Origin of the sequence: Acidocella aminolytica 101 = DSM 11237 (assembly GCF_900129125.1) — a bacterium.
GTDB lineage: Bacteria > Pseudomonadota > Alphaproteobacteria > Acetobacterales > Acetobacteraceae > Acidocella > Acidocella aminolytica.
The window spans coordinates 1-14616 of the sequence record NZ_FQVJ01000036.1 but is presented as its reverse complement, the minus strand read 5'-3'; the positions used below and the strand labels follow the sequence as shown (position 1 = coordinate 14616).

At 56.1% G+C, this 14616-nt stretch carries 15 protein-coding genes and 1 pseudogene; 9 read left to right on the top strand and 7 right to left on the bottom strand.

Translation table 11 applies throughout. From position 1 onward, the window contains the following. The first annotated feature begins 87 nt into the window (after positions 1-87). From BUB54_RS15835 to BUB54_RS15810, 6 genes and pseudogenes are all read left to right on the top strand, one after another. Positions 88-1536, top strand: coding sequence for an APC family permease (locus tag BUB54_RS15835; RefSeq protein ID WP_048880020.1), 1449 nt, complete (start codon positions 88-90; stop codon positions 1534-1536). A gap of 38 nt (positions 1537-1574) precedes the next feature. Continuing rightward, the gene (locus BUB54_RS15830) at positions 1575-2945 is read left to right on the top strand and encodes an aminotransferase class III-fold pyridoxal phosphate-dependent enzyme (RefSeq protein WP_048880019.1); all 1371 of its coding nucleotides are present in this window, start codon (positions 1575-1577) and stop codon (positions 2943-2945) included. A gap of 115 nt (positions 2946-3060) precedes the next feature. After that, positions 3061-3147, top strand: a pseudogene (locus BUB54_RS21945) (hypothetical protein); the annotation flags it as partial. A 68-nt stretch (positions 3148-3215) separates the two neighbouring features. After that, on the top strand, positions 3216-3446 hold the full coding sequence (locus BUB54_RS15820; RefSeq protein ID WP_244890797.1) for a hypothetical protein: 231 nt from the start codon (positions 3216-3218) through the stop codon (positions 3444-3446). Between the two features lie 207 nt (positions 3447-3653). After that, positions 3654-4829: a porin family protein gene (locus BUB54_RS15815; RefSeq protein WP_048880388.1), complete on the top strand. Its 1176-nt coding sequence runs from the start codon at positions 3654-3656 to the stop codon at positions 4827-4829. A gap of 298 nt (positions 4830-5127) precedes the next feature. Continuing rightward, positions 5128-6237 (top strand): class II histone deacetylase, encoded by a 1110-nt coding sequence (locus tag BUB54_RS15810; RefSeq protein ID WP_048880387.1) that lies wholly within the window; start codon positions 5128-5130, stop codon positions 6235-6237. 125 nt (positions 6238-6362) lie between these two features. Here BUB54_RS15810 and BUB54_RS20960 read toward each other — a convergent pair whose 3' ends face one another. Then, a complete protein-coding gene (locus BUB54_RS20960) occupies positions 6363-6530 on the bottom strand; it encodes a hypothetical protein (protein WP_175556531.1) in 168 nt (55 codons plus the stop codon). Between the two features lie 548 nt (positions 6531-7078). Beyond that, positions 7079-7462, bottom strand: coding sequence for a hypothetical protein (locus tag BUB54_RS20435; protein WP_139284952.1), 384 nt, complete (start codon positions 7460-7462; stop codon positions 7079-7081). A gap of 179 nt (positions 7463-7641) precedes the next feature. Here BUB54_RS20435 and BUB54_RS15800 point away from each other — a divergent pair, with 179 nt between their 5' ends. Genes BUB54_RS15800 through BUB54_RS15790 form a run of 3 tightly spaced genes read left to right on the top strand, consistent with a single transcriptional unit; the run spans position 7642 to position 10517 of the window. Further along, positions 7642-8778 (top strand): tyramine oxidase subunit B, encoded by a 1137-nt coding sequence (locus BUB54_RS15800; protein ID WP_241869473.1) that lies wholly within the window; start codon positions 7642-7644, stop codon positions 8776-8778. A 12-nt stretch (positions 8779-8790) separates the two neighbouring features. After that, the gene (locus BUB54_RS15795) at positions 8791-9213 is read left to right on the top strand and encodes a Rid family hydrolase (RefSeq protein ID WP_048880386.1); all 423 of its coding nucleotides are present in this window, start codon (positions 8791-8793) and stop codon (positions 9211-9213) included. 11 nt (positions 9214-9224) lie between these two features. Beyond that, complete coding sequence (locus BUB54_RS15790; RefSeq protein ID WP_048880385.1) at positions 9225-10517, top strand: NAD(P)/FAD-dependent oxidoreductase; 1293 nt, start codon at positions 9225-9227, stop codon at positions 10515-10517. Positions 10518-10524: 7 nt separating this feature from the next. Here BUB54_RS15790 and BUB54_RS15785 read toward each other — a convergent pair whose 3' ends face one another. From BUB54_RS15785 to BUB54_RS15760, 5 genes are all read right to left on the bottom strand, one after another. Beyond that, on the bottom strand, positions 10525-11559 hold the full coding sequence (locus tag BUB54_RS15785; RefSeq protein ID WP_048880390.1) for an AraC family transcriptional regulator: 1035 nt from the start codon (positions 11557-11559) through the stop codon (positions 10525-10527). Between the two features lie 809 nt (positions 11560-12368). Next, positions 12369-12713: a type II toxin-antitoxin system MqsA family antitoxin gene (locus BUB54_RS15775; protein WP_199444760.1), complete on the bottom strand. Its 345-nt coding sequence runs from the start codon at positions 12711-12713 to the stop codon at positions 12369-12371. A gap of 89 nt (positions 12714-12802) precedes the next feature. Continuing rightward, positions 12803-12943, bottom strand: a complete 141-nt coding sequence (locus BUB54_RS22165; protein WP_199444759.1) for a type II toxin-antitoxin system MqsR family toxin — start codon at positions 12941-12943, stop codon at positions 12803-12805. A gap of 428 nt (positions 12944-13371) precedes the next feature. After that, complete coding sequence (locus BUB54_RS21235; protein WP_217652522.1) at positions 13372-13782, bottom strand: tyrosine-type recombinase/integrase; 411 nt, start codon at positions 13780-13782, stop codon at positions 13372-13374. Between the two features lie 385 nt (positions 13783-14167). Next, positions 14168-14616: ABC transporter permease subunit (locus BUB54_RS15760; protein ID WP_139284951.1), on the bottom strand; the 449-nt coding region annotated here is incomplete at its 5' end.

The window sequence follows — 14616 nt, the reverse complement described above, 5'->3', positions numbered from 1 at the left end:
GGCACAATTAGCAATACCTCTCAGCAAGGATTACGTGAGATATTTCTTCAGGTTTCAGTAAACAAAAAATCAATCAGGAGGAATCGCATGACTTTGGACGTCACCGCGCAAGTCCCTAAGGATAAGCGATTGGCCGCAAATTCTGTTGGGCTAGCTCATATCGTCTTCTTTGTTGTTGCTGCTGCGGCGCCGCTCACTGCCGTCGTTGGCGCTACGCCTCCAGCTTTTGCCTTTGGTAATGGCGCCGGAGTGCCTGGTACGTTCGTGCTCACTGGGCTGATGTATGTCATTTTTGCGGCCGGCTTTACTGCGATGGGAAGGCACGTAGGGGGGGCGGGTGCATTTTACACTTATATCGCACAGGGTATAGGGAGGCCCTTTGGAGTGGGCGGCGCTTTTATAGCGATGCTTACATATACTTCCATTCAGGTTGCAATATTGGCGTTGTTCGGCGTGTTTCTTTCGGGCGCACTCGTAGGGGTGGGTGTCAATATTCCTTGGTGGGTTTATGCACTTGCGGCGCTGACCATCTCATTTTTCGCCGGGCGGCGTAATATCTCTTTCTCGGGTAAACTGCTGGGCGTATGCATGCTCGCCGAGATCGTTATCCTTTTCCTGCTCGATGTTGGGATCGTTATAAAGGGTGGTGGTCCACAGGGACTAACTGTAACGGCATTTTCAATTCCCGCAGTATTTTCGCATGGTGTTGGTATCGCTCTGGTGTTTGTTGTAGGCTCTTATGTTGGTTTTGAGGCAACAGCAATTTTTGGCGAGGAGGCACGCAATCCAGATCGTACCATTCCAATGGCAACTTACGTTGCTGTCCTCCTGATCACGGCTTTTTACGCATTCTCCACATGGGCGATTGAGCAATATTACGGTCCGTCGCAGATTCAGCATGTAGCGAATGGTGCTCTCCAGACGTTATACTTCGATGCCGCCAAACAAATATTGGGTTCGTGGGCCGTAACAGTGATGAATACTCTACTCATTATCTCGCTGTTTGCCTGCATTCTCTCGTTGCATAATACGCTTAACCGCTATGTCTTTGCTCTGGCTCGTGAGGGGGTCACTTGGGATATCATGGCGCGGGTGCATAAAGACCATGGCTCTCCTCATGTGGCAGGATTGGCACAAGTTTTGATTGCTGCAGGCATTATTGTCGCCTTTGTTTTAGGGCGTGTTGATCCCTATGCCGTGGTGTTCCCGTGGATGTCTTCTCTCGGAGTTATTGGTATTCTTGCGGTTCAGTGCATGGTTTGCGTGGCCGTGGTGATGTATTTCCGTCGTGAGCACGAACATGAACATAGCATGCTTGTGACTTTGATCCTGCCTATTATAGCATTCATCGGTTTGGCTGGTTTCATTTGGCTGGTTTCCTCTAATCTTACTCTGCTTTCGGGTAGCAACAGTCTAATTGTACGTAGCTTCCCCTGGGACGTCCTTGTGGTCGGGTTGGCTGGAATTGGCTTGGCCTATTGGCTGAAATCAAGCCGGCCTGAGAAGTACGAGGGTTTGGGCCGTGTTTTTGAGTGACTGTGACGGCTTCGATCAAAATATATAGGAAAAGTGATATGACTGAATTCAAATCCAATTTCCTGCGCGAACACAATGGGCGCCATCAGTTTCATCCGATGATTCACCCGTTGCTCTCGCAAGCGAATCCACCACAGATCATTGTCTCAGGAGACGGTTGCTATGTCACTGATCTCGATGGCAAGCGTTATGTTGATGGGTTCGGTGGGCTGTGGAACGTCAACGTCGGTCATAATCGGCGCGAGGTGAAGGAAGCGATCATCGCGCAGTTGGACAAGATTGCTTACTATTCGTCTTTTGCCGGTACCACGACTGCGCCTTCGATCGAACTGTCAGCCAAGCTGTGCGCTATGGCCGCTGAAGAAGATGCCGACAAGGTGTTGTTCTCCGCTAACGGATCAGACGCTGTTGAGACGGCGCTGAAATTCGCCCGCCAATATTGGCATCTTGTTGGTGAACCCGGCCGTTTCAAATTCATCTCGCTCAAGAACGGCTATCATGGCGTACACTTTGGCGGCCTTTCAGTGAATGGTTCGTCGTATTACCGTAGTTCTTATGAACCGCTTCTACCCGGCTGTACGCAAATCGATACGCCCTGGACGTACCGTAACCCCTACACGGAAGACCCGGAAAAGCTGGCTGATATGATCGCCACACTTCTCGATCGTGAAATCTATCATCAGGGCCCAAACACTGTTGCGGCTTTCATCGCAGAGCCGGTGCAAGGAGCTGGCGGTGTTATTGTTCCTCCTGCTTCATTTTGGCCCAAGGTCCGTGAGGTCTGCGACAAATATGGCGTGTTGCTTATTTCGGATGAGGTCGTAACCGGCTTTGGTCGCTCCGGCGCTATGTTCGGTGCTCGCGGGTGGGGCGTGAAACCCGATATCATGTGTCTTGCGAAAGGAATCTCTGCTGGCTATGTGCCGATGGGTGCTACCGTTTTCAACAAACGCGTCGCATCCGCTTGGTACAAAGAGGTCAATCCAACAGGGTTCATCATGCATGGCTATACTGCAACGGGCCATGCCTTGGGTTGCGCAGCAGCGCTCGCGGCGCTCGACATCGTGGAACGCGAAGATTTGCCTGGTAACGCTGCGAAACAGGGAAAGACGCTTCTCGAGGGGCTGAAGCCACTTGAGGCATCGTCTTCGATCGTTGGCGAGGTGCGGGGCAAGGGGTTGATGGTCGGCATCGATTTGGTTTCCGACAAGGCAAAGCGCACGCCGCTCGATCCAGCCAACGGTATCGCCGAGCGTGTGGCCTACTACGCCCGAGAAGAAGGAGCCATCGTGCGGCCTGCCGGCTCGACGATCATCCTGTCGCCGCCGCTTGTCATTAACGAGGAGGAGGTCGCAAAACTCGTCAATGCCCTGCGCGTCGCGTTCGTACGCAATGAGAAGGATTTGTAAGCCGACCGAAATAGTGGCAAATTTTTGGCCGAGGAGGATCCAGCTATAATCGGAGGATATAAAGATTGCGTATTGGTGTGCCAAGGAAAGCAAGGATCATGAAGACCGCGTTGGCATGGTACCCGGCGCCGTGCATGAGTTGGTCAGCAAAGGCCGTGAAGTACTCGTGCAGCATGATGCTGGTAAGAATATCGGCCTGACGAACGAGGATTATGTTGCCGCTGGTGCCAAGATCGTCCCGGATGCGGCCCCGGTATGCTGCCGGGCGGCATGGTTCGCACCTCCACCTTTGCCCTCAATGATGCCACCCTGCCTTATATTGCAGCGTTGGCGGATAAGGGGTGGAAGCTGGCTTTGGCTGACGACAAGCGTCTGCGCGATGGCTTGAACGTGCAGGACGGTGCCATTACCCGCCCGGCCGTTGGGGCGGGCGGCCCTTGGCCTGAACCTCAAGACTGTGGAGCAGGCGCTCGCTGCCTGAAGGCAAACGTAGTCAGCTGAATCTTTCGGGCGTCATGAATGACGTCGGACAGTATCTGCGTCATCGTTTCATATAAGCATATAATCTGACTTCAATCCACGTGGTGCATCCGGACAGGAAGAAGGAGGGGGGGCACTTTTGGCGCGCGACGTGAATAATCCAAACACTTTCGGATCAAGTCTCAAAGCGAGACAGAGTAAAGAAAATAAGTAAAAGGGAGTAATACGGTGAGAAAAAAGTTAAATCGATTCACATGGTTTGCCGCATTTGGAGCATTTGTATTGGCCGGGCACTCCGCCAAGGCCATGAATGGTCCTCAGGGAATGTCAATCGATGGTGGTCCGCTTGGCTCGCTGAACCTAAGTGGTGGTGTCGATGGCTACGGTTATCTCGTGAATAACGTGCCAAAAGGGCCATTGAACGGATTTAATGTTGGCAATGCGCTCGTTCAATTGCAAAAGACCAGCGGTATATTGCAGTTTACTATCGAGGTGGGCTCCAACGGTGGGGCGATTCCGGTGGGAACAGGTAAGCCGCCGCAAACCTCGATCAATCAATTTTCCACGGGACCGCTTTTTGCTGGTTACGTCACGATTGCTCCGCCGGATATGCCGTTTACTATTTCCGCTGGACAAATGTCGTCACTTGAGGGCTATGAGGCTGGCATCGATTGGTATAACGCCTCCCAGTTTACCACGGACATATGGGCTGTCGAAAACAGCCAAAACACAGCCGTGGAGTTCGCATATAATCACGGGCCCGCATCTGCGACGATCTCGTTTGGAGATGGTTATAACACCGGAGTGTTCAATTTTCTGCAAGCGCTTGTTACCTACACGTTCAATTCATCCAATGTCTTGAGCGTTTATTATGGCGGCAATCTTGGTCGAACCGGCCTCAATGCAAAGACTTACGGAAATGTGTGCGGCTATGGGAAAGCAAGCTGTAATGCCACCGTTGGCACATACGGCCCATATTTTGCAAACTCGCAAATGTTCGGTGCGTATTATAGCTATACCACCGGCAACCTGAATATAGTGCCGGAAGTTCAATATGTTTATGCGAAGGAGGATCACCAGCTTGGTCTAAACCAGTTCTCATCTAATTTGGGACTGGCCCTTTTTGGCGATTACAGCTTTGCCAACACGCCGTACTCGATTGGTGGCTGGGTCGAGTATGAGGATAGTATTGGTCCTGATGCTTGGTTTGTTGGCCCGAAGTCAGAAGGGGTTGGCCTCGCTGTATCACCAACTTGGCAGTATAAGGATGTGTTTGCGCGCGCTAACGCAGGGTATTTCTATCTACTCCATAATTCATTCGGTGGAGTGAAGTACGGCTATGGCAGCTCTGGTACCGCGCGTGGTCAGTTTGTGGGGACCTTGGAGGCGGGGGTTCTTTTCTAGTAAAATTTGCCCCTCGTGAATTGCACGATATAGGATATGGCGAGGTTACCCTTGCCATATCCCCTTTCGGCAAAATGGCCACAAGCTGGGAGTTGACTTGCTTCGGGAAAGTGGCGAGCTGCTAATAGTATAGAGGCCGCGGAACCAACAATGGCGTTTAATGCGGGATTAAAACGCGCGGCCGCTCAAGATTTCACCGACCCGTGTTGTATAGCGGGGAAAGATGCTGTTTCCGGACCCGCCAGGACCAAGACCGGATCGAAATAGTGGGCGCCATGATGTTCGAGGAGTGTTAACTATGAAAAGGAGCGGTTTTTTCACGGACGAAAGAACGTTTTGGCACACGGGCGGAGTCCAGTCTCTTGTTCTGCCCGTGAGGGGCTGGGTTCAGCCGCCTTCCTCCGTGGGCTTTGCGGAATCCCCCGAATCCAAACGGCGGTTTCTCTCGCTATTGCACGTTTCAGGACTTGCGGCGAAGCTCGATATCCGATCAGCAGAGCCGGCCAGCCTTGAGGATCTTCAGAGGATCCATCCGGCGAGCTATCTCGAGAAGTTTAAAGGCATGAGCGACACCATCGGTGGCGACCTCGGTGTCAGCGCGCCCTTCGGGATCGGAAGCTTCGAGATTGCCGTTTTATCGGCCGGTCTTGCCAAGGCAGCAATCGATGCAGTCCTGGTAGGCTCCATGCAGAATGCCTTTTCGCTGTCCCGCCCGCCAGGACATCATTGTCTGCCGGATACACCGATGGGGTTCTGCCTGTTGGCCAACATACCGATCGCGGTTCAGGCAGCACGCGCCAAGCACGGTGTTGAACGTATTGCTATCGTCGACTGGGACGTCCACCATGGCAATGGAACACAAGACATCTATTACGAGGATCCCGATACGCTAACGATATCGTTACATCAGGACCGGTGCTTTCCGCCCGGATATTCGGGAACTCGCGATCGTGGCGCTGGCCAGGGTATGGGCGCCAACATAAACATTCCGCTTCTGCCCGGCGGCGGACACAAGGTGTACCTACGCGCTTTTGAACGCATCGTCATGCCTGCTTTGGACGCCTTCAAGCCTGAGCTGATCGTGGTTGCAAGCGGGCTTGATGCCTCTGCGGTCGACCCGCTTGCGCGTATGAACCTCCATAGCGACAGCTTCCGTGCCATGACATCTTTCATGGTGGAGGCGGCGGATAGGTTGTGTGGGGGGAGGCTTGTGATTGTGCACGAAGGCGGATATTCCGAGACCTATGTGCCGTTTTGCGGACATGCGGTCATCGAGGCATTGTCGGGTGAAACAAGCGATGTCAAGGACCCACTGATGTCCATGGCTCTCTTGTGGCAGCCCGAGGAACGGTTCAACGTGCTTCAGTTCCAGATACTTGAAGAAATGGCGCAAGATCTGAACCTTTGAGAACGGACCGATAGGAGTAGACGCTCAAAGCATCTTGGAAGGCCACGCTCGAGGATGCAGGCGCGAGCGATCGCGGTTCATGCTGCACCGCTGGGACGGAGTAACCGCGCGATTGATGCCCGGTGCTATGCGACGGTGGCCTGATCGTGCCTCTTCGCCAGATCATCCTTGCTGGGAATGCGGGGCGGCTGCGCCTCGGCGCAAATAGTGAACGCCTCGACGTTGAGACAGGTATGCTGTTGTCGCTCTGCCCGACGGATTTCGGCAGGCTGACCGAATATCTCGCGTTCCATCTCGTAGCGTTTAGTTCGCCAGCCAACTTCAGAAAGGTCGTGTCAATCGACTTTCAATTACCCACAAATTGCATGCCGATCATTGCGCCGAGTTTGATATCTGCCAGCCGCGGGAGCTCTCGTCACATGGCCGTATTATCAGGAGGCGGATCGGTTGCACACGCGAGGTAACAGCCGAGTTAGGCAATTTTGGTCAAGTATTCCCGAAGTGTTTTTCTTTGAGGCTGGATTTTCTCCTGCACAAGGCGGTCCAGCAAACCGGTCTCTGTCTTATCCAAAGCGAGTGTTGGCTCAGCTGCCGGGGCTGAGTGGTTCCGCTTTGGCATCAAGAATATGCGCCAACTGATGATACAGAAAATTACGATGACATTTGTCAAAGGCTGCGCAGTTCGAAGCATTGATTCCTCCGCTTTAGAACCAGATTTGAGAATCTTATGAAAGACCCTGATTTACCTGCGCATTTCATAAAACTTGAGCTTTTCGATAGCGTGCTTACGGGTTTGAACGGGCAGATCTGTGGCCAATTTCTAAAAGATTTTCCTTCGATGCTATGGATCCCGCCATTCTTCGGCATGGAGCACAGTTAAAGGTAATGCTGGTATCGCTTTTGCTTTCCGTTTGACGTTGGAATATCCGGAATTTTTCGCGCTGACGTGGTAATTACTTGAATAGGAGAACCACGTATGAGCATCGACAAAGACCTTCCGGATCAGCTGATGACCCGGTGTTCGCCGGGTGATCTGTACCGTACCCGATTTCTTGAGACACTTGGTTGAAACGTATGCGGCGAGTGAAGCCACGGCAGGATAACAATCTCGGACCACGGCCGGCGGCTGGAATCGGTGCCGTTCGATGAGCCAAGTGTTGTAGACCTCAGGAAATTTGGCGAGTTGCTTCACAAGCTTGATGAAAAATCGGACTGATGTGGCCATTACAGTCATCGCAGCGCGAAAAGACCTGGGTGCGTGATGAAGGGTCAGAGCGTCCTGCTGTTTTTTTCTTCATTTGAACTGTTGGCGTAAATTATCGGAAATATGGTGTGTTCTACAATGGTGGTTTCTGCGACTTCTGCCAAAAAACAGCCTTTGTGAAGTTGCTGGAGCCTACCACCGTGTTCGATACGAAAATCGATTTCCTCTATCTTTCCGAACCAGACATGATCCGTGCCGGTGTGACCGACATGCCGACCTGCGTAGATACAATGGAGGAGATGTTTGTGCTGCTCCACCAGGGCGATTACCGGATGGCCGGACCGAACAATGATTCCCATGGCGCCATGGTTGTGTTCCCGGAAAACTCACCCTTCCCCAACATGCCCAAGCCGACTGCCGACCGCCGCCTGATGGCGATGCCGGCCTATTTGGGCGGGCGTTTCCATACGGCGGGAATGAAATGGTACGGCTCCAACATCGCCAACCGCGAGAAGGGACTGCCGCGCTCCATCCTCACCTTTAACCTCAACGACGCCGAGACTGGTGCGCCGTTGGCCTTCATGTCCGCCAACCTGCTCTCTGCCTACCGCACCGGCGCGGTGCCGGGCGTGGGGGCGCGGCATTTGGCGCGCAAGGACTCTCGCGTGGTCGGCATTCTAGGGCCGGGGGTGATGGCCAAAACCACGCTGGCCGCCTTCATCGCCGCCTGTCCGCTGATCGATACAGTGAAGGTGAAGGGGCGCGGGAGAAAGAGCATTGAGAGCTTTACCGCGTGGGTCCGCGAGACCTATCCGCAGATCACCACGCTGCAGATTGTGGAGACGATTGAGGAGGTGGTACGCGGGTCGGATCTGGTGACCTTCTGCACTTCCACGTCTGTCGGCAACCCGGCTGAGTATCCGCGCGTTGAGCGCGCTTGGGTCCAGCCCGGCGCCTTCCTGGCCATGCCTGCCGCCTGCAGCATGGACGCCGGCATGGAAGCCGCCGGCGTGCGCAAGGTACTGGACAATACCAGGCTCTACGAAGCTTGGTACCATGAGGTGCCCAAGCCGGCGCATAACGTTATCCCGCTGGTTGGAGTGCGCTTCATGGACATGTTGGCCGAGGGCAAAATGGAGCGTGCGCAGCTTGAGGATCTGGGCGCTATCGTCGCCGGTGCTACGCCGGGGCGGAGCGGCGCGGAGGAGATCATCATCATGTCCGTAGGCGGCATGCCGGTGGAGGATGTCGCCTGGGGCACGGTGATCTATCGACGGGCGCTGGCCGAGGGGATTGGCGTGAAGCTCAATCTCTGGGACGTGCCGGTGCTGCGCTGAGGGATATGGATCATGGACAAGATCACCAAAATCAAGACCGGCAATAAATTCGAGACCCTGGGCAGCTATTCGCGCGCTGTGGCCGTGGGGCCATGGATCTTTGTTTCCAATACCGCCGGGCGTAACCCGCGTACCGGGCAGATCCCCGATGACGTGCGCGAACAGGCCGAGCAGGTCTTTGCTAATATCGAGGGAGCGCTGGCGGCGTTGGGGGCGAGCCTAGCGGATGTGGTTGTCTCGCGGGTGTTCATCCAGGACCCAGCGGATACTCCAGCGGTGATGGAGATTGTCGGCGCGCGCTATCGCGGTATCGACCCGGCGGCGACCATCACCTGCCCGCCGCTTGGCGGCACGGCATACAAGGTGGAGATCGAGGTTACCGCTTACCGCAACGCGGCGGGTGCGCAAACCGAGCAACGCCTCATTTCCCTTTAAAGGAGCAGCTTATGGCGCCCGTGATCAGCCCTGTGCAAACACAAGCCGGTTTGCCGGCCAGCGCCCGCGTGGTGGTGATCGGCGGCGGTATCGTCGGTCTCAGCGCTGCCCTATGCTTAGCTGAGCGCGGGGTATCCGTGGTGGTGCTGGAGAAGGGGCGGCTGGTTGGAGAGCAATCCTCGCGCAATCTCGGATGGATCCGCAAAATGGGCCGTGCCGTGCCGGACGTACCGATGTCTGTGGCGGCGGATGCGCTATGGGCGGGAATGCCGCAGCGTGTGGGCACCGATGTCGGTTACCGACAGGCTGGTATCATGTATATCTGCAGAGCCCAGGTGGAAATGGCCATGCATGAGGACTGGCTGACCAAGGTCCGCGCGCTGGAGTTGGATTCCCGAATGCTGAGCTCGGCGGAGCTGGCGCAAATGCTGCCGGGGGGGCAGGGACAATGGGCGGGGGGCATCTACACCCCCTCTGACGGACGCGCCGAGCCGACGCTGGCAGCCAGTGCCATCGCCAACGCCGCCATCGCCAAAGGCGCGGTCGTAGTAGAGCAATGCGCCGCCCGCACGCTGGCATTCACTGCCGGGCGGGTGAGCGGGGTGGTGACCGAGCGCGGTGAGATACGCTGCGAGCATGTGCTACTGGCTGGGGCGCTGTGGTCGCGCCGGTTCCTGGGCAACCATGGCGTGGCGCTGCCCACCTTGCCCTTGGTCTGCCACGTCATCCGCACTGCTCCCATGGAGGGGCCGGGCGAGATCGCCGTCGGCGCTCCAGACTTCTCTTTCCGCAAGCGGCTGGATGGCGGTTACACCATTACCCAGCGCGGCGCCCTCACCGCGCCGCTGCTGCTGGACCACCTTCTGATCGGCCATCGTTATCTGCCAGTACTGCGCACCCAGCGCCAGCATCTGCGCCTGCGCCTGGGAGCCGCCTCTTGGCAAGATCTGCGGTTGGCGCGGCGCTGGAGGCCAGGGGTGGTCTCGCCCTTCGAGCAGGTGCGTACCATGGATCCGTCAGTAGATGCCGGTATAAATGAAGAGGCAATGCGCAATCTCGCCGCCGCCTGGCCTGCCTTCGCACAGGCCAGGATTGCCGAGGTTTGGGCGGGGATGATGGATATCACGCCGGACTCCCTGCCGGTTATCGGACCGGTGGGGCAGTTGCCCGGCCTGACCTTGGCCACGGGCTTTTCTGGCCATGGCTTTGGTACCGCGCCTGCGGCCGGCCAACTCGCCGCCGATATGGTGATGGGTGAGCCCCCGTTGCTCGACCCCACGCCCTACCGACTGGAGCGGTTCTAATCCGACCCTAGGCGTACCGTCGATGGCTGGGCGCACGCCCAGTCCAGCTTTTATAAGCACGCCAGAAGGCTGTGCCGTCAGCATAGCCTAGCGCATTGGCCACGTGCTCGATACTCACCTGGCCTTCCGCCAACATGGTTTGTGCCATTTGCATCCGGCATTGTTGGAGCAAGGCGCGCACAGAGGTTCCCTCTGCCGCCAGCCTACGCTGCAGGCTGCGCGGAGGTATACCAAGGCCGGCGGCCAGCGTCTCGAGATTGGATCTCTGCACGCTCATCTGCAAGCGGATGAGCGTATGCACCTGCTCGGAGAGGTTCGCTGGTTCGCCCGTATGGGCGAGCAAATCACGCAGATGCGTTTCGATGAGTTCGACCAGCGCCGTATCCTCGGACTTGCGGATAAGATCGGCATCGCTGGCATTCACCAGCAACCGGCTGACTGATTGCGAGAAGCGGATGGGCGCGCCGAACAGGCGCTGCAGGGCCGTCGCCTGGGCGTTGGCCTCGTGTTCGAAGTGAACCTCCAGCGGCCGCCAGCGCGCATCGAAGCTGCTGCGGATCAGCCCGCAAATGCAGGCGAGAGTGAACTCATTATCCTGGCGCCGGAGGGATAGCGGCGCGCCCTCGATCCGGTAAGCGAGCAGCAATGTCTCGGCTGAATCCAGCAGCGAAACGGCGGTTGCGGTTTGCAGCGCATTGGTGAAGCGGGTGAAGACATTGATACAGCGCCGCACGCTGCCGGCCTGGGCCACGAGCATGCCAAGCGGGCCAAGATCCGCCGGGTGGATGGCGTGGCCGAGCTTGGCGCCAAGCAAGGGGTCGCCGGTCATCGCTGCGGCGCCTTCGAACAATGTCAGATAGGCTGGCAGTGGTATCGGCGCGTAAGGATCCTCCGCCACCAGGGGGGACAGCCCGCTTTGCCGGAGCAGCCGCGCCAAATCGCTCTTTTCTTGGGCGAAGTAATTGAGGATCGGGCGGATGACACTTGCACGGATTGATCCGTCTTTTGGCAGCGAGACGGTGCGCGGTTCAGCTTTGCTCACTTCTCCATCCAGCTTGCCAGTTCTGGCGTATATTATCGGAAAATTGGTTTGCATTGCAATGGGACACTTGGCGCTTGTAGCCGAAGAACGTAGCCACCGCTTAATCGCTCGTGTTCTTAGTCTCAGTAAGAGTGCCATTGCAGAAATCACAAGATGTGTGCGCAGCTATGGTACAACTTGAACCAGAATATCGTATTCCCACTCTTACGACGACCAGGCTGGCACTTCGCCTGCCAACAACGCATGATGCACAAGTGCGCTACAAGCTGGGACACGACTTCTGAGACCTGTGCGCGGGTAGGGTTTTGATCTGAATTTAGGGGACAAGATTGAGAATTTTCTTTGTTTTTTGTAAATGAGCGTGAGGCTACCCTTGATGGCTATCAGGCCGGATGAGTGTCGAGGTTAAGAGTGCGTTTGAGGTTATAAGCGATGGCTGTGAGACGGACCTGAACCGAGGCTTTAGCAAGACCACACCATCGCATTCGTCGTAGTCCGTAGCTTCGTTTCCTGGTTCTAGAGATTTTTTCGTTTCTGCCACGCCCGCTATCAGGAAAAGGCAATACTTCCCGTCCAATCCGGCGACGTGGCATCTCCACCTCCAATTCGTTACCATAACAAAGCAGATAAATCCGAGCCCTAGCGAGCCTACCCGCGCACAGATCTCATATGACGATAGAAAAGCGGCATTCTCGAGGGGAAAGGCTCCGGGGTATGGAAAACAGTTCACCATTTTCATTACGGCCACACGTTTTCAAACAGTCTGCAGGATTTACGCGATAAGTCGCCGGGACCAATGGCTTGATCTGTCACACCGCGGCGTGATGCGCGTCTTCCATCTTCTTTTTTTTCCGGGAGGACAGCGCCGCAAGAGCTGGGGGTTCGCGATCGAGCAACAGCAGGGCGCTGCTCACGGCCCTCCTCGGCAGCAAATCGCCGGTCTCATATTTCTGAAAAACCCGCGGTCCACCACCGATCAGTTCCCCTGCTACCTTCTGGGTGAGCCGCAGCTTTTTGCGGATGCGTTTGATGTCAGCCGGCTCCAACAGTCCTTTCACCCTGGCCTTAAGCAGGTTCAACGCCCGGTCAGACACCTTCATGTCTTCCCCCGTTTGGATGCTGTCGTCAGAGGCATCACAGTACCAGCCTGGCATATCAATCGTCAGACTCTCCCCCTTTATAGACGATGGTCATCGGGCGCACCGCGCGGTCCATCGGCGCCCCGGTTTCGGGGCAAACAGGGCTAGTCAAAGACTTTCTCCTTGAATGACAACAACAAAAATTCGATCACGACATCCACCGTGAACTTGACGTAGAGCTCACCGGCCGCAGAGGGCACATGGTAAACATCCTGCCACTGCTGATGGTCTGCGTGGGCCGTCATCGACTTATAGAACTATGATCGCTGCATGCTTTGGAGCATCGCAACAATCTTGGAGCGTCCAAACTCCAATGCCGCCGCCCCACGTAGGGCGGTACCTGTAGCTTTCAGCTTATCTCCCGCGTCAAAGGCCGCCTTGAACGCTTCAAGCGTCGTAGGTCGGCTTTCGCTTTTCCACAGCGCCCAATATACGCCATTGTGGTGTATATTCAGCCGCCATTCTTTATACCTTGATCCGCTCGGCCTCGTCGAGGCTGATTTCGTCGTGCCGCCTGTCATAAAGCTGGGTGGTTCGTGTGCAGGCATGATTGGCCATGACGGCGGCATTCTCCAACGTCCCCCGTACTTCAAATACGCCGTGATCCCCGTGGCCTTAAAACTGTGGTTGCCGACCTTGGTCGCAATCCCAGCCGCTGCAGCACGCCGCCAGATTATGGCGTAAGCATTAGCCTGGGGCAGGGGGCGCGTGAGTTGGCTAGCGCCCCGGCCAATAGTGCGGATTTTGAGTCCGAGGCCAGCCCGGCCCCGTCTATATAGGCATGCAGATAGGTTTCCAGATTATGGTGGCATGGCATCTCATGCTGCTTGCCCCCTTTTTTCCATAGCCGTCCCCAGAGCCGCCGCCGCTGCACGAACACGTCCTCAACCGTTATGGCCAGCGCCGCGCCGATCCGTGCGAACGAACGCACCATCAGCCCGACCAATGCCCGGTCATGCAGTCCCGCTGGTGTCGAGACTTCGATGCTGTCGAATAGCATGCGGGCCTCATCCAGCTCCAGCACCAGTTTCTTTCCGGATTTCACGATGTGGCGGGGGGCGCGCACCGACGCGGCCGGACTCACCGGTACCACTTGACCCGTCACCAGCCAGTCGAACAAATGCCGTACCGCCGCCGGGCGTTGCTTGGCAGTCGGCGCGGTTCACAAAAACGTTGCGCCTGCAACGCCAGTGACTGAAGCGCTCCATGCTTTTGGGCCAGCGTCGTCAGGGCAGCTTTCTCACCATCATCCAATATGACAGCAATCGCACACCCTTTTGCCATCCCAGCCTACCAAAATTCAGGGCTCTGTCATAATGTAGACTATTTGTCGGTCAGGACATTGAGACCAATCGGCATTTAGAACTTATGGCGCTGGTTGTATTTCGGTCCAGTCCATCGTGAGCCCATCAGTTTTCGTAAACCAATAGAATCATAACAAACTGAAATCCTTCAGTTGTCTTTTTCATTCAGAGCCCGAGATGTGCGAGAAACCGCTTTTCCGCCCGCCGGAAGAGAAAGATCAACGTAAAGGATATGCAAAGATACAGCAGCGCTGCGATGCCGAACGCATCAAACGGGGCATAGGTGGCGATGTAGGCGTCGTTGGTGATTTTCAGGATATCGGGCACTGTGGCGGTGAAGGCCAGTGTGGTGGCGTGCAACATTAAGATCACCTCGTTGCTGTACATTGGCAAGGCGCGGCGCAGCGCTGAGGGGATGATGATGCGGCGGTAGAGCGTGAAGCGCGACATGCCATAGGCGCGCCCGGCCTCAACTTCGCCATTCGAGGTGTCACGGATGGCGCCGTAGAAAATTTCCGTGGTGTAGGCGCCGGTATTCAGCGCGAAAGAAAGCAGGGTACAGTTGATCGCGGAGCGGAAGAAATCCGCGAGGAACGGGGTCTCCCGCACGAAAT